Annotated in this window: 18 protein-coding genes; 10 read left to right on the forward strand and 8 right to left on the reverse strand. The window is 74.4% G+C overall.

Translation table 11 applies throughout. The annotated features are described in order from the left end of the window. Positions 1-49 precede the first annotated feature (49 nt). The 4 genes from HH311_RS00335 (at position 50) to HH311_RS00350 (ending at position 2,371) form a co-directional block, all read left to right on the forward strand. The gene (locus HH311_RS00335; RefSeq protein WP_169181615.1) at positions 50-1,120 is read left to right on the forward strand and encodes an alpha/beta fold hydrolase; all 1,071 of its coding nucleotides are present in this window, start codon (positions 50-52) and stop codon (positions 1,118-1,120) included. 240 nt (positions 1,121-1,360) lie between these two features. Next, a complete protein-coding gene (locus HH311_RS00340; protein WP_169181616.1) occupies positions 1,361-1,513 on the forward strand; it encodes a hypothetical protein in 153 nt (50 codons plus the stop codon). A gap of 103 nt (positions 1,514-1,616) precedes the next feature. Beyond that, positions 1,617-1,892: an STAS/SEC14 domain-containing protein gene (locus HH311_RS00345; protein ID WP_169181617.1), complete on the forward strand. Its 276-nt coding sequence runs from the start codon at positions 1,617-1,619 to the stop codon at positions 1,890-1,892. Continuing rightward, entirely contained in the window at positions 1,889-2,371 is a 483-nt protein-coding gene (locus tag HH311_RS00350; RefSeq protein WP_169181618.1) for an STAS/SEC14 domain-containing protein, read from the forward strand. Before HH311_RS00345 ends, HH311_RS00350 begins: the two co-directional genes overlap by 4 nt. Before the next feature lie 370 nt (positions 2,372-2,741). Here HH311_RS00350 and HH311_RS00355 read toward each other — a convergent pair whose 3' ends face one another. Both HH311_RS00355 and HH311_RS00360 read right to left on the reverse strand, forming a co-directional pair. Continuing rightward, on the reverse strand, positions 2,742-3,632 hold the full coding sequence (locus tag HH311_RS00355) for a universal stress protein (RefSeq protein ID WP_169181619.1): 891 nt from the start codon (positions 3,630-3,632) through the stop codon (positions 2,742-2,744). After that, positions 3,629-3,805, reverse strand: a complete 177-nt coding sequence (locus HH311_RS00360; RefSeq protein WP_169181620.1) for a hypothetical protein — start codon at positions 3,803-3,805, stop codon at positions 3,629-3,631. The genes HH311_RS00355 and HH311_RS00360 overlap by 4 nt, the downstream gene beginning before the upstream one ends. A 378-nt stretch (positions 3,806-4,183) precedes the next feature. Between HH311_RS00360 and HH311_RS00365 the strand changes: the two genes are divergently transcribed. The 3 genes from HH311_RS00365 to cydD are packed head-to-tail and all read left to right on the forward strand — an operon-like array spanning position 4,184 to position 10,080. Beyond that, entirely contained in the window at positions 4,184-5,578 is a 1,395-nt protein-coding gene (locus tag HH311_RS00365) for a cytochrome ubiquinol oxidase subunit I (RefSeq protein WP_169181621.1), read from the forward strand. Between the two features lie 39 nt (positions 5,579-5,617). Continuing rightward, a complete protein-coding gene (cydB, locus tag HH311_RS00370) occupies positions 5,618-6,700 on the forward strand; it encodes a cytochrome d ubiquinol oxidase subunit II (RefSeq protein ID WP_169182557.1) in 1,083 nt (360 codons plus the stop codon). After that, positions 6,697-10,080, forward strand: coding sequence for a thiol reductant ABC exporter subunit CydD (cydD, locus tag HH311_RS00375; protein WP_169181622.1), 3,384 nt, complete (start codon positions 6,697-6,699; stop codon positions 10,078-10,080). Before cydB ends, cydD begins: the two co-directional genes overlap by 4 nt. Here cydD and HH311_RS00380 read toward each other — a convergent pair. Beyond that, entirely contained in the window at positions 10,067-11,542 is a 1,476-nt protein-coding gene (locus HH311_RS00380) for an AAA family ATPase (protein ID WP_169181623.1), read from the reverse strand. The two genes, cydD and HH311_RS00380, sit on opposite strands and share 14 nt — an antisense overlap. Beyond that, on the reverse strand, positions 11,539-12,516 hold the full coding sequence (locus HH311_RS00385) for a universal stress protein (RefSeq protein ID WP_169181624.1): 978 nt from the start codon (positions 12,514-12,516) through the stop codon (positions 11,539-11,541). The genes HH311_RS00380 and HH311_RS00385 overlap by 4 nt, the downstream gene beginning before the upstream one ends. A 545-nt stretch (positions 12,517-13,061) precedes the next feature. Between HH311_RS00385 and HH311_RS00390 the strand changes: the two genes are divergently transcribed. The 3 genes from HH311_RS00390 to HH311_RS00400 all read left to right on the forward strand — a co-directional run bounded on the left by HH311_RS00390 (position 13,062) and on the right by HH311_RS00400 (position 15,119). After that, entirely contained in the window at positions 13,062-13,271 is a 210-nt protein-coding gene (locus tag HH311_RS00390; protein ID WP_248291979.1) for an SHOCT domain-containing protein, read from the forward strand. Between the two features lie 107 nt (positions 13,272-13,378). Continuing rightward, positions 13,379-14,704, forward strand: coding sequence for a wax ester/triacylglycerol synthase domain-containing protein (locus HH311_RS00395; RefSeq protein ID WP_169181626.1), 1,326 nt, complete (start codon positions 13,379-13,381; stop codon positions 14,702-14,704). A 199-nt stretch (positions 14,705-14,903) separates the two neighbouring features. After that, positions 14,904-15,119 (forward strand): dodecin family protein, encoded by a 216-nt coding sequence (locus HH311_RS00400; protein ID WP_169181627.1) that lies wholly within the window; start codon positions 14,904-14,906, stop codon positions 15,117-15,119. A gap of 447 nt (positions 15,120-15,566) precedes the next feature. Here the strand turns inward: HH311_RS00400 and HH311_RS00405 are convergent, their stop codons facing one another. The 4 genes from HH311_RS00405 to HH311_RS32990 form a co-directional block, all read right to left on the reverse strand. Then, positions 15,567-16,940, reverse strand: coding sequence for an MFS transporter (locus HH311_RS00405; RefSeq protein WP_169181628.1), 1,374 nt, complete (start codon positions 16,938-16,940; stop codon positions 15,567-15,569). Between the two features lie 63 nt (positions 16,941-17,003). Then, positions 17,004-18,389: an MFS transporter gene (locus tag HH311_RS00410; protein WP_211189446.1), complete on the reverse strand. Its 1,386-nt coding sequence runs from the start codon at positions 18,387-18,389 to the stop codon at positions 17,004-17,006. Further along, positions 18,382-19,188 carry a PEP/pyruvate-binding domain-containing protein gene (locus tag HH311_RS00415; protein WP_169181629.1) on the reverse strand — a complete coding sequence of 269 codons (807 nt, stop codon included), beginning with the start codon at positions 19,186-19,188 and terminating at the stop codon, positions 18,382-18,384. Before HH311_RS00415 ends, HH311_RS00410 begins: the two co-directional genes overlap by 8 nt. A 7-nt stretch (positions 19,189-19,195) precedes the next feature. Beyond that, the gene (locus HH311_RS32990; protein WP_169181630.1) at positions 19,196-20,836 is read right to left on the reverse strand and encodes a PEP-utilizing enzyme; all 1,641 of its coding nucleotides are present in this window, start codon (positions 20,834-20,836) and stop codon (positions 19,196-19,198) included. Between the last annotated feature and the right edge of the window lie 369 nt (positions 20,837-21,205).

A 21,205-nucleotide genomic window follows, 5' to 3' on the forward strand; every position in this document is an offset into this window, starting at 1 on the left:
TCGCGCCACTGGTACGTGGGGTGGACGACACCACTGAGGGAGGCCGGTCATGGCAGCCATCGAGAACCCGTTCTACACACACGAGCACCACGGCGATTACGAGGAGATCAGCATCGGGCGCCTGGACCTCGAGGAGGGCGGCTCGATCCCGGACTGCCACCTCGCGGTCACGACCTTCGGAACGCTGAGCGAGGCCAAGGACAACGTGATCCTCGTGGTCACGTGGTACTCGGGCACCCACCAGATCTTCCGCGAGCAGTACATCGGCGAGAACCACGCGCTCGACCCGTCGCGGTACTTCATTGTCGTGATCAACCAGATCGGCAACGGACTGTCGACCGCGCCGCACAACGCGTCGGGGGTCAACGCCGAGCTCGCGATGTCGGCATTCCCGAAGGTCCGCATCGGGGACGACGTCGTGGCGCAGGAACGCCTGCTGCGCGAGCACTTCGGCATTGATCATCTCCAGCTCGTGGTCGGCGGCTCCATGGGCGCGCAGCAGACCTACGAGTGGGCCGTGCGGTTCCCCGACAAGGTCCTGCGCGCCGCGCCCATCGCCGGCACCGCGCAGAACACCGACCACGACTTCCTCTACGTCCGCACGCTCATGGAGGCCATCACCTCCGACCCGGGATTCCGCGACGGCGAGTACTCCTCCAACGACGAGGTCCAGGTCGGACTGGAGCGCCACGCCCGAATGTGGGGCGTCATGGGCTTCTCCACCGAGTTCTGGAAACAGGGCGTCTACCAGGGCCTCGGCTTCGACGACATGGACGCGTTCCTCGCCGGATTCCTGCAGCCCTACTTCACAGTGCGCGATCCCGATGATCTGCTGGCGATGATGTGGAAGTGGCAGCGCGGCGACGTCGCGCGGCACACCGGCGGCGACCTGGGCGCGGCCCTCGCAAGGATCACCGCGAAGACGTTCGTGATCCCGATCGACGAGGACATGTTCTTCCCGCCGCGGGACTGCTCGTTCGAGCAGAACATGGTCAAGGGCTCGGAGCTCCGGGTCGTGAACGACGTCCTGGGCCACCTCGGCCTCTTTGCGGTCAATCCCGACTACATGCCCCAGATCGACCGGCACCTGCGCGATCTGCTCCGGACCCCGGTCGGCTGACCATCGCCCGAACCGACCGCCGCCCGGCGTCTCTCCGCGCAACCGAAAACGGTGCGGCCGTTCGAACGGCGTCGCCCGGCCACCCCATTCTCGGCGCCGTTTGGAGGTCTTCCGGATATCGAGTGCACGGGAGGCCATGGGCGACCGGGCCGGTGGGGCCGTGTCGGTGCAGTAGGCAGGCCCCGAGAAAGTTGATGACCGAGGTTCCTACGCCTGCGCCCCGTCGCGGACCCGGCGGCGATGGGCCCGCTCGCCGTCCTCGGCGCACTGCCCGGCATCGCGGTGGGGGTCGCGATCGTGACCGCGAGCCCCGAGCCGTTCCTCGTCCTGGTGGTACTCACTGTCGGACTCCGGATCCTCGCCACCGCCCGCCGCACGAGCGCCCGTCGGTGATCACCACCGGTCCGGCTCTGCTCGCGCGGTCCACCCCGATGGTCCGCCCGCCCGGGGACCGTCGGCCGTGTCGGCGGCGATGCCCACGGGCTGCACTCACGAGATGATCGAACGAGACCTGGATGTCCCGGCCGGCGTGGCTGCCGTGCGGGCCGTGGGCATCGTGACCCCGCAGGACTACCACGACGTCGTGGCCCCGATCCTCGCCGCGGCCGTGGCCGAGCGGCGCGGGCTGCGCATCCTGTGCACGGTCGACGAGGCGTTCACCGGGATGACGCCGGGCGCGGTGTGGGACGACGTGCGCCTCGGTTTCGCCGCGATGCGCCACCTCGCCGGCTGCGCGCGGTGGTCTCCGACCTCCTGTGGGTCCGGGACATGACCGCCTTCTCGGCCTTCTTCCTCCCCGGCCACGTCCGCGTGTTCGCGGTGGCGGAGCGGGACGAGGCCCTGCGGTGGTTGAGCGAGCTGCCCGGTCAGCTCGCCGGGGTGCGCCTGCAGGCCGAGGACGGCGTGGTCGTCGTCGACATCGGGCAGCCGCTGCGCCGCGAGGACGTCGACGCGATCGCCGCGGAGGTCGACGGGTGGCTCGCCGAGCACCGCGACCTGCCCGGGCTGGCGTTGCGAGCGCACGGCTTCCCGGGGTGGGAGAACCTCTCCGGCCTGCTGCACCACATCCGGTTCGTCGCCGGTCACCAGTCGCGGGTCGCCCGGTTGGCGCTCGTGTTCGACGCGCCGGGCGCCGACGTCGCGGCGCGCCTCGCGGGCACGCTCCTGCACCCCGAGATCCGCCACTTCCCGGTGGCGGCGCGCGACGAGGCCGTGCGGTGGGCCGCGACCCAGCCCGTTCCCGCCGGGTGAGGTCGCGCCGGCGCCGAGGTCGCGTGACCCCGGCGCCGGTAGCAGGTCAGGCGGCGACGGGCAGCGGCACCACGGTGACCGGGCCGGGGCCCCGGAGCACCTCCTCGGTCGGGGCGGCTCAGGTCGCGTGGCTCTCGTGGTCGTCGGCCTCGGCGCGACCCTCGGCCGGTGCGCGGACGACGAGGACGCTGCCATGGGCGTGCACACGGTGCTCAGGCCCACCGAGCCGGCTCCTCGGGGCCGCCGCCCGGGTCTCCCGCCGTCCCTCGCCGTCGACGTCCGGGTCCGGCTCGTGCCACGGACCGGGTGACGCGCCCCTGCGGGGACCGTCGTGACGGTCCCCGCAGGGGTGTCGCGACAGATGCAGGCCCTAGACCGACGACGCCCGGTGAGCCACCGCGTCGTCACGGACGGCGCGGGCAACTGCGGTCGGCAGGACGGCCACCGGGCAGCGGGTCAGGGCGATCACGTCCCGGCAGGTCGACCCGAGGAGGGCCTTCCCCAGGGTGCCGCGCCCGCTGGAGGCGAGCACGAGCAGCCGACCCCGGGGCCCCGCGGCGCGGATGAGCTCCTCGGCGGCGATCCCGGAGCGTACGAGCTCGTGGATGCGCAGGTCGGGATGGTCCGCCGGGAGACCCGCCACGGACTCCGCGAGCCAGCGGCGCAACTCGATCTCGTCGTCCTCGTCGATCCAGGGACCCACGGTCACCGCGGTCAGGGGGACGCCCCAGCGCTCGGCGGTCACGGCGGCGAACGCCGCCGCGCCGACAGAGGGCTCCGACCCGTCGATCCCGACGACGACGTCGCCGACGTGCACGCTGCGAGGAGTCCAGTTCTGCGGGACGACGACCACCGGGCACGGCGCATGCGCGAGCAGGTGGGCGATCGTACGCCCCACGCCGGGCGCGTACCCCCGCTCCGGGATCCGGGAGCCGGTCACCAGCAGCAACGCGTCCGCGGCGGCCTCGGCCAGCGCCGGCCCCACCGCACCCTCGACCACGGAGAGCCGGACCACCAGGTTCGCGGCGACGTCGTGGGCCGCACGCCGGGCGTGGTCGAGCAGGCCGCTCGCCCGTCCGGAGGGGGCGTGGGGGTCGGGGTCGCTCCCACCGGGAGGGTGGACCTGGACCAGGTCCAGCTCGGCCCCGCGAAGGACGGCCTCCCGGGCCGCCCACCCGACCGCACGCAAGGTCGCCGGATGGTCATCGACCCCGACGAGCAGCCGTGAGCGGCGCTCCCGCGACACGGCGTCCGTGCTCACCGAGGGACCGGCGCCCCGAGGCGCACCCCGGAGAAGTCGACGACGTCGTTCTTGCTGGTGAGCACACCGAGGCGCACACCCGCGAAGTCGGTGACCCATCCCTCCGAGTCCACCGTCCCGACCGCGATGCCGCTGAAGTCCTCGACCCGGCGCTCCTCGTCCATCTCCGCCATCTCCTCCCGTTCGGTTGGGACTCGAGCGTGGGCACCGGGGAGGTGCGCACACTCGGGTCCTTCGGGCCCCGCTCGGCGGTCATCGGTCGCCCGCACGAAGGCTCTCGATGCGGTCCGGGGGCGGTGTCGACCACCTCGAGCCTCTCGGGTCCGGTGCCGGCGGCCTCCGCCGCCGCGGCGAGCACGGCCGGTCGATCACCCCGGCGTGGGGGCCCGCCACCACGGCGCCCCGGCCCACACGTCCGCCTCCCGCGCGCCGGGGGACCCGATGGTCCGGGACCTCCCGGAGGACGTCCGGCCCTGATCTTGCCCCGGGGCCCCGACGCACCCTGCCCCCGACGCCGACCCCGGCGCCACACGATCCGGAGGGCGGGAGAGATGGCGCTGGACCTGGCGCGGTGGCAGTTCGGGATCACCACCGTCTACCACTTCCTCTTCGTCCCCCTGACGATCGGCCTGTCGCTGCTGGTCGCCGGGATGCAGACCGCCTGGGTCCGCACCGGCGACGAGCGCTGGTTACGGATGACGAAGTTCTGGGGGAAGCTCTTCCTGATCAACTTCGCCATGGGCGTCGTCACCGGCATCGTCCAGGAGTTCCAGTTCGGCATGAACTGGAGCGACTACAGCCGCTTCGTCGGCGACGTGTTCGGCGCGCCGCTGGCCATCGAGGGGCTCCTGGCCTTCTTCCTCGAGTCGACGTTCCTCGGCCTGTGGATCTTCGGCTGGGACCGGCTCCCGAAGCGGGTGCACCTGGCGACGATCTGGCTCGCCGCGATCGGCACCACGCTCTCGGCCTACTTCATCCTCGCCGCGAACTCGTGGATGCAGCACCCGGTCGGCTCGACCGTCAATCCGGTCACCGGGCGCGCGGAGCTGCACGACTTCGCCGCCGTACTCACCAACTCGACCGCGGTCGGGGCCTTCGCCCACACCATCACCGCCGCGTTCCTGTCCGCGGCCATGCTGATCCTCGGCGTCTCCGCCTGGCACCTGGTCCGTGGCAACGAGGTCGCGGTCTTCCGCTCCTCGCTGCGGGTGGCGCTGTGGACCGTGGTCGTCGCCGGTCTCGGAGCCGTCGTCACGGGCGACCTGCAGGCGCGGCTGATGACCCAGCAGCAGCCGATGAAGATGGCCGCGGCGGAGGCGCTCTACCAGACGTCCTCGCCCGCGTCGTTCTCGCTGTTCACCATCGGCAGCCTCGACGGCTCCCAGGAGCTGTGGAGCATCCGGCTGCCCAAGGTCCTGTCGTTCATGGCCACCGGCAGCCCGGACGGCACCGTCGAGGGCATCGACAACATCCAGGCCGACTCGGTCGCCCGCTTCGGCCCGGGGGACTACGTCCCGAACATCCCGGTCGCCTACTGGTCGTTCCGCGTGATGATCGGGTTCGGCATCCTCGCGCTGCTGCTCGCCCTGGTCGGCCTCTGGCTGCAGCGCGGCGGCCGGGTGCCCGGGCAGCGATGGTTCGCCGGGCTGGCGCTCGCCGGCATCGGCTTCCCCGTGGTCGCCAACTCCGTCGGCTGGATCTTCACCGAGACGGGCCGGCAGCCCTGGGTGGTCTACGGCCAGATGACGACGGCGAGCGGCGTCTCGCCCTCGGTCGGGCCCTGGACGGTCGCGACCTCGCTGATCGTGTTCACCGTCCTGTACGGCGTGCTCGCCGTGGTCGAGGTGGGGCTGCTGGTCCGCTACGCCCGCCGCGGCCCGGACCCGGTGCCGCCGCCCGCTCCCGAGGGTGCCGACGAGCCCCGGCCGCTCGCCGTCGCGTACTGACGATCCCGACGACGGAAGCGAGGCACCGACGTGTTCGGTCTGGCACTCACCGACATCTGGTTCCTGCTCATCGCCGTCCTCTGGACCGGCTACTTCGTCCTCGAAGGCTTCGACTTCGGTGTCGGCGCGCTGCTCGGCGTGCTGGGCCGCGACGAGATCGACCGCCGGCGGATGATCAACACGATCGGCCCGGTCTGGGACGGCAACGAGGTGTGGCTGCTCGTCGCCGGCGGCGCCACCTTCGCGGCCTTCCCGCAGTGGTACGCCAGCCTCTTCTCGGGCTTCTACCTCGCGCTGCTGCTGATCCTGGTGGCGCTGATCGGGCGCGGGGTGGCCTTCGAGTACCGCGGCAAGGTCGACGACCCGCGCTGGCGGCGCCGCTGGGACGCGGTGATCATGGTCGGCTCGGCCGTGCCGGCCCTGCTGTGGGGCGTGGCGTTCGCGAACATCGTCCACGGGGTGCCGCTGGACGCGCAGCACGAGTTCACCGGCACGCTGCTCACCCTCCTCACGCCCTACGCGCTGCTCGGCGGGCTCACCACGCTCGGGGTGTTCCTGCTCCACGGTGCCGTGTTCACCGCGATGCGCACCGACGGCGAGCTGCGCGACCGCGCGGTCCAGGCCGCCCTGTGGACCGCGGCGGTCGCCGTCCCGATCGCGGCGGTGTTCCTGGGCTGGACCGAGGCCGAGCACGGAGGCGGCTGGACGCTCGTCCCGGCCGTGATCGCGGCGCTGGCGCTGGTGGTGGCGGTCCTGACCGTCGGGCAGGGTCGCGAGGGCCGTGCCTTCGCGGCCACCGCGATCGCGATCGTCGCGACGACCGTGACGCTGTTCGGGGTGCTCTACCCGGACGTCCTGCCCTCGACCCTGGACCCGGCCGGCACGCTGACCACCACCAACGCGGCCTCGACGCCCTACACCCTGCGCATCATGACCTGGGTGGCCGTCGTGATCACACCGATCGTGCTCGTCTACCAGGGCTGGACGTACTGGGTGTTCCGGGGCCGGATCACCCGGGGCGTCATCCCGCCGCCGGTGGGTCTGCCCCCGCGGGGGCGCGGCGACCGCTCGGGGCCGGACCCGGCGGAGCCCGGCACCGAGGCCGCCCAGGGCTCCCGGTGACGCCGCTGGACCCCCGCCTGCTGCGCCACGTCCGCCCGGCCCGCACCTTCGTGGTGCTCACGGCCGCGGCGGGCGTGGCCGTCGCCGGCCTCGTCGTCGCGCAGGCCGACCTGCTCTCGCGCACCGTGGCGAGGGCCTTCACCGACGGCGCCGGGCTCGACGTCCTCGCACCGCTGGTGCTCGCCCTGGTCGTCGTCGGCGGGACCCGTGCCGTGCTGACGTGGGCGACGGAGGCCGCGGCGGTGCGCACCAGCGCGCTGGTCCGCGCCCGGCTGCGGGCCGACCTCGTCGACCACGTGCTGCGCCTCGGCCCGCGCGACCCGCGCCTGCCCTCCACCGCCGAGCTGGCCGTCCTGGCCACCCGCGGTGTCGACGCCCTCGACGGGTACCTGCGCCGCTACCTGCCGACCCTGTTGCTCGCGACCACCGTGCCGGTGCTCGTCGGCGTCCGGCTGCTCACCGCGGACTGGGTGGCGGCCGCGATCGTGGCGGTCACCGTCCCGCTCGTCCCGGTGTTCATGGTGCTCGTCGGGCTGCACACCCGCGACGACACCGCGAAGCGCTGGCGCGCCCTCGCCGTGCTGGGCCACCACTTCCTCGACCTCGTCGCCGGGCTCGACGTCCTCGTGGCCTTCGGGCGTGCCGGGCGCCAGTCGGAGCGGCTCCGTACCGTCGCCGAGGAGTACCGCCGCGCCACGATGCGCACCCTGCGGGTCGCGTTCCTCTCCGCCCTGGTGCTCGAGGTTCTCGCCAGCCTGTCGGTGGCCCTGGTCGCGGTGTCGGTCGGGCTGCGCCTGGTCGACGGCAGCCTCGACCTCGCCACCGGCCTGCTCGCGATCATGCTCGCGCCGGAGATCTACCTGCCGCTGCGCGCGCTCGGGGCCCGCTTCCACGACAGCGCGGAGGGCCTCACCGCCGCCGGCGAGGTCTTCGCGGTGCTCGACACCGCTCCCCCGGATCCCGGGTCCGCCCGGCGGCCCGCACCGGACCCGTCGCGGGTGCCGCTGCGGGTCGAGGACGTGACGGTCGACGGGCGCCACGGCCCGGTGCTCGACGGACTCCGGATGCGGATCGTGCCCGGTGAGGTCGTCGGCGTCCGCGGCGCCAGCGGGGTCGGCAAGTCCACCCTGGTCGATCTGCTGCTCGGGCTGCGCCGGCCCGAGCGCGGCCGGATCTCCGTGGGTGGGGTGGACCTGGCCGAACTCGACCTCGCCTCGTGGTGGGAGCGGGTGGCCTGGGTGCCGCAGCGCCCGGTGCTGGTCGCGGGAACCGTCGCCGAGAACCTCCGGCTCGCCCGGCCCGGCGCCCCCGACGACGACGTGGCCGCGGCTGCCCGGGCGGCCCACCTCGACGTGGCCCTCGACGCCGAGGTGGGCGAGCGGGGCGGTGGGCTGTCGACCGGTCAGCAACGGCGGGTGGCGCTGGCGCGGGCGCTGCTCGCCGACCGGCCGCTCCTCCTGCTCGACGAGCCCACCGAGGGCGTCGACGCCGACACCGAGGCCGCCATCGTCGCCGCGCTGCCGGCCGCGCTCGCGGGCCGCAGCGCACTGGTGGTCAGCCACCGCGACACCGTGCTGGCGGCGTGCGACCGCGTGGTGGCGGTGGCCGGCGGGGCCGCGGTCACGGTGCCGTCGCCCACGACGGCGAGGGCTGCGCCCGCCGCTCCGGTCGTGGAGGTGCCACCGGCCGTCGTCGCGGACCCCGCACCCGTCGTCGGGACCCACCCGCTGCGGTGGCTCGCGGGGGCGGTGCGCGGCCGGCTGGGCCGGCTGGCGGCCGCGGTGGCCCTCGGGGCCGCCGCGCTCGGCTGCACCGTGGCCCTCACCGCGACCTCGGCCTGGCTGATCTCGGCGGCCGCCCTGCGCCCGCCGGTGCTCGCCCTGACCGTCGCGATCGTGGCCGTCCGGGCGTTCGGGGTCGGGAAGGGCGTCCTGCGCTACCTCGAGCGGCTCGTCACCCACGACGTGGCGCTGCGCCTCGGCACCGATCTGCGGGTGCGGGTGTGGCACGCCCTCGTCCGGCAGGGCCCGGCGACGACCGCCCGGCTGCGCCGGGGCGACCTGCTCGCCCGGTTGACCGCCGACGTCGACGCCCAGCAGGACGTCGTGGTGCGAGGCCTGGTCCCGGGACTCTCCGCGCTGCTGGGCGGCCTGGGGGTCGTCGCGCTGTTCGCGGTGCTGCTCCCGGCCGCAGCGGTCGTCCTGGCCGTCGGTCTGCTGCTCGCGGGGGTCGTCGGACCGCTGCTCGCGGTGGCGACCGGACGCCGGGCCGACCGGGCGACGGCGGCCACGCGGGCCGCGGTCTCGGCCGGCGTGGTCGAGCTCCTCGACGGGGCCGCCGACCTGCTGGTGCTGGGCGCGGCGGCCGGGCGGCGGCGACGTCTGGCCCGCCTCGACGCCCGGCTGGGGGCGCTCGAGCGCGCCCAGGCCGGCGCCGCCGGGCTGGGCGCCGGGCTCGGGGTGCTGGCCACCGGGCTGGCCGCCGCCGGCGCGACCGCCGTCGGCATCGCGGCCGTCGGCAGCGGGGCGCTCGCCCCGACCGCGCTCGCGGTGCTCGCGCTGACCCCGCTGGCCGCCGCCGAGCTCGTCGCGGGCCTGCCCGACGCGGCCGCCCGCACCGCCCAGGCCCTGCCCGCCGCTCGGCGTCTCGCCGAGCTCGAGCAGCGGGACGCGCCGGTCACCGATCCGGCGGACCCTCGTCCCGTTCCCGACGACCCGGCCGTGGCGACCGAGGCCCTCGCGGTCCGCTGGCCGGGGGCGTCGGTCGACGCGGTGTCGGGCGTGGGATTCGCGCTCGCCCCGGGCGGCCGGACCCTGCTCACCGGACCCTCCGGGGCGGGCAAGAGCACCGTCCTCGCCGCGGTCATGCGCACCCTCGCGGCCCGCCGCGGCGCGGTCACCCTGGACGGCGCGGACACGGCCACGATGGCGGCCGGCGACGTGCGGTCCCGGATGGGCTGGTCGGGGGCTACGGCCCACCTGTTCGACAACACGCTGCGCGAGAACCTGCGCGTCGCCCGGCCGGGCGCGACCGACCACGAGCTCGAGCACGCCCTCGCGCGGGCCCGTCTCGCCGACTGGTACGCCGGGCTGCCGGCCGGTCTCGACACCCCGCTCGGCGAGCACGGTGGCCCGGTGTCGGGCGGGGAGCGCCAGCGGCTCGCCGTCGCGCGGGTCCTGCTCGCCGACCGGCCGATCGTGGTCCTCGACGAACCCACCGCCCACCTCGACGGGCCCACCGCGACCGCGCTGGCCGGCGAGATCGAGGAGGTCACCCGGGAGCGCACGGCGCTCGTGGTCACCCACCGGCCCGGTGAGTTCCCGGGGCTCCCGGCCGTGGCCGTCGGGAGCCGGAGGGCCGCACCCGTCACCGGCCGATGACGGTCCAGCGGGCGTGGGACCGGGGGCTGTGGACCTCGGTGAGGGCGAGCTCGATCGCGGCCTCGGCCGGACCGGCGGTGTCGATGACGGTGGCCTCCGGCCACGGGTCGGCGTCGAGCGACATCACCGCGGCCACCATCGGTGTGGCGTCCGAGGCGGACCCGCGCCGGCTGCGGATGCGCGGCTCGGTGACCTCGCGCGGCGCCCGGCACTCCAGGCAGGTGAGCTCGGCGTGGGCCTGCGTGGCGAGCTCCGTCGCCCGGGCGCGCTCGTCGGCGTCGGTCCACGAGGCGTCGAGGACCACGGTCTCGCCGCGGGCGAGCAGGTCGGCGGCCCGGGCGCGCAGCGCCGCGTAGGTGGAGGCGGTGTGCTCGGCGCGGTAGAGGCCCTCGCCGTACCCGCTCGGCGCGGGTTCGGTGGGATCGAGCCCGGCGAGCTCCTTGCGCAGCGGATCGCTGGAGACGACGGCCGCGCCGAGCCGGTCGCCGAGCCCGTCGGCCACCGTCGTCTTGCCGGTGCCGGGCAGGCCGCCGACGAGGACCAGGCGCACCTGGCCCGCCTCGAGGTGCCGCCGGGCCTGGCCGAGCAGGGCACGGGCCTCCTCGACCCCGGGGCCGCCCTGGTCGACGCGCACCGCGGACACCGCCGCGCGGGTCGCGGCCCGGTAGGCGCGGTAGTGGTGGCCCAGCGAGGCCGGCCAGCGGTCTCCGGAGAACTCCCCGTAGAGCCGGAGGAAACGCTCGCCCAACGCGGGACCGCCCTGGTGCTCGAGGTCCATCGCCAGGAACGCCGCGTCGTCGAGGGTGTCGAGGTAGCGCAGCCGGTCGTCGAACTCCAGGCAGTCGAGGAGCACCGGCCCCATGCGCAGGCAGAACACGTCGTCGCTGAGCAGGTCGCCGTGGCCGTCGACGATGCGTCCGGCCTCGCAGCGCAGGTCGAACAGCGTCCTGCGGCCGGCGAGGTAGCGGGTCGCCAGGGCCGAGACGCGGGCGACGTCGTCGTGGTCGAGGATCTCCCCGACGTGCCGGCGCAGGCCGGCGAGGACCCCGCGCCAGCGCCCACGCAGCGCCTCGGCCCGGCCCTCGCGGGTGACCTCCGGGCCGCGGCGCGCCATCGCGTGGAACGCCGTCAAGCGGCGCGCCACCGCGCGCAGCTCGTCGTCGACGTGGGCGCCCTCGCGCACGAGTGCGCCCAGGCTGCGGTCGGCCGGCATCCGGCGCATCAGCACGAGGTGGTCGGCGACGGCGCCGTCCGGGCCGAGCAGCGTCTCGATCCCGAGGTAGGCCTCCGGGCTCAGCCGCGCGTTGAGCGCGACCTCGCGCTCGCAGGCCTCGCGGCGCGCGGCCACGGTGGTGAAGTCGCAGAAACCGAGGTCGACCGGCTTCTTGAGCTTGTGCACCCGGTCGTCGAGGAACCACAGCACCGCGGTGTGGGTCTCGCGGACGGCGGCGGGCCCGGTCACGCGATCGGGCCGATCGGCAGCGCGGTGGCCGACTCCTCCGCCGCGTGGGCCGTGGCGGGCGTCGGGACCGGCGGCGGAACCACGGTGACCGGGCACGGGGCGTGGAGCACGACGCCGAGCGCCACCGAGCCGAGCAGCGCGCTGCGCCACGGTCCCCGCCCGCGGTGCCCGACGACGAGGAGCTCGGCGTCGACGGCCGCCTCGACCAGGGTCGGCACGGACGAACCGGTGATCGCGATCGCCTCGGCCTCCGCCGTCGACCCGGTCTGCTCGCGCAGCTCCTCGATGCGTCGGCGGACCTCGGCGGTGGCCAGCCTGCGGCCCTCTGCCGGATCGGGCTGCACGACGTCCTCGAAGGAGTACGACTCGGGCGGACGCACCGCGACCACCGCGCGCAGCGCGGCACCACGACGTCCGGCCTCCGCCAGGGCCCAGCGCAGCGCCTCCTCGGCCCCCGGTGACCCGTCCACCCCCACCACGATCACGCTCTCCGTCGTCGGCGGTCGGTCACGGGCGGGCACCACGGTGACCGGGCAGGGCGCGTGCAGCACGCAGCCCAGGCTCGTCGAGCCCATCAGCACGCTCGAGACGGCCCCGCGCCCGCGGTGGCCGACCACCAGTTCCTGGGCCCCTTCCGCAGCCTCCACCAGGGCCTCGACCGGCCACCCGGGGACCGCGTCGATCTCGACCGGGGGCATGGTCGGCAGCTCGGGCCGGACCGCCTCGAGGACGGGCTCGACGATCTTCCGCGCGACCCGCCGCTCGCTCTGCTGGTACACCTCGAGCCGGGGCAGCGGAACGGCGCCGGTCGGGCCCCAGCCCCACGCCCCGGACATCTCCGGCGGCTCGTACACGAGCACGGCGCGAATCCGTGCCCCCCGGCGGCCGGCACGCCGGATCGCCTCCTCGAGGGCCGCGCGGCCCCCGACCGAATCGTCGATCCCGCAGACCACGGTCGGCAGGTGCTCGGTCATGGTGTCCTCCTGGTGTCGTGATCCATCAACGGGGCCCGGAAGCCCGCTCGTGCCGGCCCGCCGGGCTCGCGTCCTCCGTCGCGGTGCCCGCGCTGCCCGTCGGGACGACGAGGACGGGCCGGCGGCCTTTCCCGATCGCGGCGTGCGAGACCGAGCGGTGCTTCGGCCGACGACCACACCACCGTCGGCGGGCGTGGCGCCCGGGACGGACATGGGGACCTCCGGATCGGCGGCGGACGACGACCTCCGCACGATGGCGTGGATGCGACGGCGACCTCAGGGCCGAACGACCGTTCGGTGGTCATCGGACGGGCGCCGGACGTCCCGCGTCTCCTGGTCCGTCCGGCCCGGCAGGCCCGGCGTCGAGGACCCGGCGCGCGCCGGGAACCGGGAGCTCCTCGTCGCGGACCTGCGGAGCCCGGGGGCCCTCGGTCCCCGAGACGGTGACCGTTCGCCCCTGATCGCTCCGCCCGCGTCCGACCAGCGTCTCCCCCGACACTCCGAGGAGGGAGGCCGAGATGATGTGGGGTCACGGAGGCGCCTGGATGACCCCGGCCATCATCGGCGTGACGGGCTTGCTCGTCTGGGTCCTCCTGCTGACGGCCGTGGTGGCGTTGCTGGGTTGGTCACGATCGGCTCGCTCACCGCAGGTCCGCGCTCCGGACGCCCGCGAGGTGCTCGACCAGCGCTTCGCCCGCGGCGAGATCGACGCCGACGAGTACGCCACGAGACGTCGCGTACTCGAGGACCGCTGACGGTCACGAGGAGGCGAGCACGCCCGACGTGACGGCGAGTCCGACCAGCCGACGCCTCGGACCCGGTCGGGCAGGACCTCCGGCCCTGTCCCGGGGGACCGCCGGCCGTGAGGCTCGCCGCCGTGCAGCCGGACGGGATGATCGACCGGGCGCGCCCGGACGACCTGCTCGAGCTGGCGGTCGATCGCGGCCCCGTGCCGTGGCAGGTCGGTGCGCTGCTCGTCCTCGACCGCGCCCTCACTCCCTCCGAGGTGCGCCGCGCCCTCGCCGAGCGGGTGCAGGCGGTTCCACGGCTGCGGCGCAAGCTCGTGCGGACCCCGCCGCTGTGTGGCCGGCCGATCTGGGTCGACGACCCGGACTTCTCGGTCGAGCACCACGTGCGGGAGGTGAGCGTCCCCGGGTCCGACCGGACCACCCTGTTCGACGTCGCGATAGCTGCGGTGGGCTCCCGGGTGTCGCTGCGGCGCCCTCCCTGGGAGGTGGTCGTGGTCAGTGGCGGCGAGGGAGACCGGGGCGCGCTCGTCCTGGTGTTCCACCACGTGCTCGCGGACGGCATCGGCGGCCTCGCCGCCCTCGCGCAGCTCGTCGACGGAGCCCCACCTGCCGAGGACCGCAGCTTCCCGCGCCGACCCCCCACCACACGAGCGCTCGCCGTCGACGCCCTGCGGGCGCGGGCCGCCGTGCTGGCCCACCTGCCGCGGGCCCTGCGGCAGCTCCACGATGCCGTCCGCGAGCTCCGCTCGACTCGTGCGCCCCGCGCGCCCCGGTCTTCGCTCGACTGCCCGACCGGCTCACGACGTGTCCTCCGCGCGGTTCGGACGGATCTCGCGGCGGTGCGCGAGGCTGCCCACCGCCGCGGCGGTACGGTCAACGACGTCGTCCTCGCGACCGTGGGCGGGGTACTGGGCGCCCTGCTGGCCCGGCGCGGGGAGACGGTCGACGACGTCGTCGTCTCGGTGCCGATCTCGGCGCGGCGACGCACGACCGCCGACCAGGTGGGCAATGCCGTCGGCGTCCTGCCCGTCGCCGTCCCGACGACGGGGCCGGCCGAGGCCCGCCTTGCCACTGTCGCCCGCCGGACCGCGGGACGGGACCAGAGCCCGCGGGCGGCGTCCGCGCCGCTGCTCGACGCCGGGTTCCGCCTCGTCGCCGCGACCGGGGCACTCCCCTGGCTCCTCGACCACCAGCACCTCGTCACGACGTTCGTGACCAATCTGCGCGGCCCGGCGACACCCCTCGCGTTCCTCGGCGCCCGGGTCGTCGACCTCATCCCCATCACGACGACGACCGGGAACGTCCCGGTCGTGTTCGGCGCCTTCTCCTACGCCGGGGCACTGACCATCACCGTCGTCGCGGATCCCGACGGCTGCCCGGAGGTCGATGACCTGGTCGACGACCTGCGTAGAGAGCTCGCCGAGGTGCAGAGTCCCTGAGGACCGGCCGACGGTCAGCCCACCTCGGGCCGTCGACTCGACGACACGAGGTCCCCGGGCACTCGCCTGCCCCCCGGGAACTCCTGGCGGCGGCGCAACGACACGGTGGCGTTCCTTCGAGGGTCGGGCTACCGTCGTGGAACGATGTGGTCTGGATCACACCTGGCCTGCAGCGTTCTTCCCGTGAGGAGGTCAGGTCGTGACCGAGAGCGTCTACCGCGTCACCGAGGTCATCGGTACGAGCAGCGAGTCGTGGGAAGCGGCGGCTCGGAACGCCGTCGAGACCGCTGCGAAGTCCGTGCGGGACATCCGCATCGCCGAGCTCGTCCGCTCCGATGTGGTCGTCGAGGAGGGACGGGTGACCGGCTTCCGCGTCCGTCTCGCCATCTCTTTCAAGTTCGAGTCGGGCGACTGAGCGCCGTGACCTGGATCGGGATCGGGAACCACCTGGACCGGTGACCCTCGACCCCGGCCCGGAGGAGCGTCATGCTCTGGGTGTGACCGCACCGGTGGACGACCTCATGCGTCGCGCGGTGAAAGCTCGGCAACGGGCGCAGACCGAATTCGCGACGGCGGTGCGGGAGGCGAGAGCGGCTGACTGGTCGTGGGAGCGCATCTCGACCGCACTGGGCGGCTCGCCGGATCCGGAGAAGCTCCGACGGGCGTTCGGCGTCGAGCGGTTCGACGAGGGCGGCCCAGGCCCGTCGTGTTGCGGTGGGGAGGGCGGGTGCGTCTGCGCCGGGTGCGGGTCCCCCTGAGGCCAGGGCCCTCGACGGGTCGCCCGGCCGAGTCGGCGATGCACCCCGCGGACCGCTGAGGTCCCGGAGCCCGTGCACTCGCGGACGCGGACGTGCGGGGCGGATCACGGGCGGTCCGGACCCACGGACGTGCCCGTCGGACGTGTCGCCTCCTGGTCACCGGCCTCCGCCGTGGGAGTCGGCGAGGGAGACGGCTCGCCTGCCATCGCCGCGGCCAGCTCCTCGTCCTCACGCGGATCGTGGTTGCGTCCGAGGGCCAGACCAACAGCCGACAGGACGCACGCGACGGCGACGTACGACGCCGCCGCGACCCAGCCGAAGCTGGCCTGGAACTGCGTCAACAGCAGCGGCGCGATCGCGCCGCCGACGACACCGGCGACGGTGTAGCCCAGCGACGAGCCGGTGGCGCGGAGCCGCGGGGAGAACTGCTCGGTGATGAACGCGGCCTGCGGGCCGTAGGCGGCTGCGTGCAGGACGAGGCCGACCACGACGCCGAGGACCAGCAAGGCGAACGTCCTCGAGGAGATGGTCGGGAACAGCACGAAGACCCACACGCCCCCGCCGAGCACGGCGACGACGGAGAGGGCCCGCCGGTTCCACCTGTCCGACAGCGCCCCGAAGGCCGGGACGAGCCCGAGCTGCAGCGCCGAGCCGATCAGCACCGCGGAGAGCACCTGGGCACGCGAGAACCCAGCGGTCCGGGTCGCATAGGTCAGGACGTAGACGGTGAGCAGCGAGTAGGCCACGTCAGGACCCAGGCGGGAGAGGACCACGGCGAGGAGTGCGCGTGGCTGGGTCCGCAGGACCTCCACGATCGGGTGCGCCGGCGTCGATCCGGCGGCCTGCAGCGCGCGGAACACCGGGGTGTCCTCGAGCCGCAGCCGGATCCACAGGCCGAAGGCCACGAGCACCGCGGAGAGCAGGAACGCCACGCGCCAGCCCCACGAGAGCAGCTGGTCGGCCGTGAGCGCGGCGGCCAGGACGGCGAAGACGCCGTTGGCGAGCAGGTTGCCCGCGGGCGGGCCGATCTGGGCCGCCGAGGACCAGAAGCCGCGGCGGCGGGGATCACCGAACTCTCCGGAGAGCAGCACCGCGCTCCCCCACTCGCCCCCGACGCCCACGCCCTGGGCGAAGCGCAGCAGCACGAGCACGATCGGCGCGGCGACCCCGATCGTGCGGTAGGTCGGCAGCAACCCGATCAGCACGGTGGCGACCCCGATGAGCAGCAGCGTGATCACGAGGACACGCTTGCGCCCGACGGTGTCCCCGAGCCGCCCGAACACGAAGCCACCGAGCGGCCGGGACACGTAGCCGACCGCGAAGGTCGTGAACGCGAGGAGCAGACCGGTCACCGGGTCGTTGCCGGGGAAGAAGAGCTGTGGCAACACCAGCGCCGACGCCGTGCCGTAGACGGCGAAGTCGTAGTACTCCAGCGATGTCCCTGACAGGGACGCGACGAAGGCCCTGCGCCTGTCCATGGCGGTGTGGTGCCCCATTGGTGGCATAGATCACACATCCGGTCCAGCGCTCGAACCGGCCGGTCACGAGCCGCCCGTCACCGAGGCGCTGCTCGCGCCCACCGACCGTCCGGGCAGGGCCACCGCGCAGGCGAGGCCCGCGACCAGCGCCGCGGCGAAGACACCCAGGACGGTGTGGTGCTCGCCGAGGACCGCGAGCCGGTTGCCGGTGTCGACGAGGCGTCCGAGGAGCGCGATCCCGACGATTCCGCCGAGGTAGCGCATGGTCGAGTTGATGCCGGCGGCGGCGCCGCTGCGCTCGCGCGGGACGGCGGCGAGCGACGCGCTCTGTGCCGCGGGGGTCGCCAACCCGACACCGAGACCGAACAGCGCGAGCGGCAGGACCAGCGATCGCACCGAGGACAGGTCGTTCGCCGCCAGCAGGCCCACCGCCACGAGGCAGCACACGGTCCCGCCGACCGCGACCGGCCGCGGCCCGATCCGGTCGGTGAGCCGCCCGGCCACCAGGGAGGCAAGGACCGTCGTGGCCGTCATCGCGACGAGGAGCCGGCCGGTGGCGGCGGCGTCGACGGCGAGCAGCGCGTCGAGCACCTGGGGCAGCTCGAACAGCAGCGTGTACACCGCCAGGTTCTGGAAGGCCAGCAGGAGGGACCCCGCCGTGAACGACAGCGAGCCGAACAGCGCGAAGATCACGACCGGGTCGTCGGCCCGGCGCTCCCACCACACGAACAGCGCGAGCAGGGCGGCGCAGGCACCGAGGAGGACCGCAGCCCTCACCCCGTCGGCCTCCAGGCCCAGGACGAGCGCGCTCAGTGTAGTCGTGAGCAGGACCGCACCGACCAGGTCGAAGCGCGAGCGGTGCGTCGACTCGGCCCGTCGTCGGTGCCCGCTGGCGAGCAGCGCCGAGAGGCCGATCACCGGCAGGTTGACCGCGAAGATGCTGGTCCATCCGAAGACGCCGACCAGTTCGCCGCCGACCACCGGGCCGATGCCCGCCGCCAGCGACATGATCGCGCCGAACAGCCCGAAGGCGCGACCGCGGCGCTCCGGCGGGAGCTCGATCCGCAGCAGGGCCAACGTCGCCGGCACGGTCGCGGCCCCGCCCGCGGCCATCAGCACCCGGGCCACGGCGAGCGTGGCGAGCCCCCACGCCAGGATGCCGAGCACGGCGCCGGCGGCCGTCAGCAGCTGACCGATGGTGAGGACCCGCCACTGCCCCAGGCGGTCGCCCAGCTTGCCGCCCGGACTCTGCAGCACGAGCGCGGCGACGAGGTAACTCGCCACGACGGCCTGTGCCACCGCCCCCGGTGCCCGGGCGAACTCGCGGGCGATGTCGGGGAGGGCCACCGCGATCATGGTCGAGTTCAGCGGCAGCAGTGAGGAGGCGAGCAGCGCCGCTCCGAGCGCGCGCCGTGCTCCGAGCGCGCGCCGTGCTCCGGGCTCAGCCACCGGTGATCGGGCGTCGCTGCAGGAGGAACACGGCGCCGTCGACGAGGGCGAACTCGATGTCGTGTCCGCGGGACCCGTAGACGGTGTCGCACGCCTCGGCGAGGGCGTGCAGCGCGGCCAGCTGCGCGTCCTCCAGGCACGGCGTGTGGACCGCCGGACCGGCGACCGCGACTTCCTCGGTGCCCTCCGGACCGGCACGGAGCGCGACGTCCTTCTCCCCGGACGAGCGCTCGATCACCCGCCCGCCGGTGTCGAGCCGGTACCGGTCCGGGACGACCAGTCCGGCGACCACGGCCTCGCCGAGACCCCAGCTCGCCTCGATCACCCGCTCCTCGGCGCCGGTGACCGGGTTGCGCGTGAACATCACCCCGGCCACGTCCGCCGGCACGAGCTCCTGGATCACGACGCCCATCCGACACGGGCCGAGGCCGAGCCGGCTGCGGTACGCGCGGGCGCCGGCCTCTGCACCGGAGGCGTGCACGCGTCGAACGGCCGCCACTACGGCGTCGGGCCGACACACGCCGAGGACGGTGCGGTGGGCACCGGCGAAGCTGGCCACCCCGGAGTCCTCGCCGACCGCGCTGGAGCGTACGGCTCGCCGGCCGCCCCCGGCACAGGCCGCCCGCAGCGGTGTGACGACATCCGGGTCCGCACGGATCACGGCATCGACCGCGTCCACGGACAGCGCGAACCCGGTCGGCACGGGCAGACCGGCGCGGGCGGCCGCTCCGAGCGACACCGCCTTCTCGCCGAACGCGGCGGTGTCGGTGGCCTCGACGAGCGGGGTCAATGGGCACATGCCGCCCTCAATCCAGTAGCCGTACCTCGCCGGTCGTCCCGTCGACCCGCACCCACGCTCCGTCCGGGATGAGCCGGGTGGCCTCGCGGGTGCCGACGACGCCCGGGATGCCGTACTCGCGCGCGACGATCGCGGCGTGGCTGAGCTGGCCGCCGCGGTCGGTGACGACGGCGCCGAGCAACGGCAGGACGACGGTGAAGTAGGGCGAGGTCATGCGGGTGACCAGCACGTCTCCCTGCTGCACGCGGTCGAGGTCGGTGCCGTCGACGACGAGGCGGGCCGGGCCCTCACAGACGCCGGTGTTGACCGCGAGCCCGTGGAGCGTCGTTGCGGAGTTCGGGGTGTCGGGGACCCCGAACAGGTTGCCCATCGCGGCGTCCGTCGCGAGCGTGGCGCGACGGGCAGGCTCGGGGACCGCGTCCAGTGGTGGGGGCGGTGACGGCGGCGGGCCGATCAGCAGCGGCGCGTCGTCGACGGTCAGGGTCGTGCGGCGTCGGAACCGCGCGGCCACCTGGTCCGCACTCGGACCCGGCTCGCCGCGCAGGAGCGCCGCGAGTTCGGCCGCGTCCGCGTCGACGGCGTGTTCCGGGTCGGCGAGCGCGCCGCGGGCGGCGAGCCGGCGTCCGGTCTCGAGCAGGGCGCGGCGGGCGAGGCCGACGGCCCACCCGTCGGAGTACGTGGCTCGCTCGTCGCGGAGCCGGTTGGCCAGCCGTGCCTCGTGCAGTCGATCGTCGAACTCGGCGAGCTTCTCGGCGGGTACCCGCGCGCGGATCGCGATCAGCGCGGTATCCCCGTCGTCCCCCGGCCCGGTCTTCCGGTGCGCGACGGCCGCCCGGATCGCCCCGACCTCCATCGCGGGTAGCTCACCCGCGGACGGTTCCCCGACGTCGTAACCGATCGACCGGTACCGAACGGCGTCGAGGTAGGCCTGGGCGGCCGGCCCCGCGCCGGGGTCAGTGCTGAGGGCACCGAGGACAGCCGCCGGGTCGCCGGGCGAGCGGAGGATCGCTCGCGCGCTCTCGGATGCGGAGACGGCATCGACCAGCGCGTCCAGCTCCGCGGTGGCGAACCCGGTGGAGATGGGGGAGGTACCCCGCAGCAAGCCCATCAGCTCCCCGGCGGTCGCGCCGGTCCACTCCAGGGCGCCGGCGAGGAAGTCCCCGGTCGCCATCAGCGAGGGCGCGCTGTAGCGGTGGTGCAGCTCGACCATCGCCTCGAGATGGTCCCGGCACCGCGCGACGTGTTCGGCCAGCTCGTCGTCCGACAGCCGCGTCGGGTCGACCGCCTGGACGGCCAGATGCGCGGCGATCGCGTCGGGCTTGACCACCTCGTCCCAGTGGGTGAGGTCCTCCCGCCAGAACCGCTCGGTGAACGCGCGGGACGACGTCTCGACCCGCGCACGCATCTGCTCGGGGGTCGCTGTCCCACCGAAGCCGTACGGCAGACGCTGGGCGTACATGAAACCGCCGATCACCGCCACGTCGTAGCGGCCGAGCAGCAGCCCGTAGCGCGCCAACCCTTCGGCGAACCCGCGCGGGAAGCCGGAGACCAGCGCGGACCGCGTGAACGAGGTGATCGGCCGGTTGTTGTGGGTCGTGTCCAGCTCCCACGTGCCGTCGTTCGGTGGTTCGAACGTGTCGTCGTCCACAGGAATCACTCCACTCGGTCCGACCCCGTGACACGGCGGCGGCGACGCCAACGAACCCCCCTCCGCCGTCGTGTCGCGCGGGAGTCCCTCAGTGTCGATGTAACACTGAGCCACAGCACTAACCCGAATGAGTGGGCCAAGCATCGGATATACCCTCGAACGGCTCCAAAACCGATCAGGACTTCGACAGAGCGTTGCTAGACACGACTCGACGCCCCCGAGCCGCGGTCGCCCCGCACAACCCCGAGGAGGCAACACCGAGCTCGTCCCGGCGCTCAGCGCCTCACCAACCAGAAGGATCACGCGGCAGACCGCGCTACACCACGCCCTGGGACTTGGTCGTAGGCGACCCGGACCCGCAGCTGGCCC

The organism is Actinomycetospora sp. TBRC 11914 (genome assembly GCF_012933465.1).
Lineage (GTDB): Bacteria > Actinomycetota > Actinomycetes > Mycobacteriales > Pseudonocardiaceae > Actinomycetospora.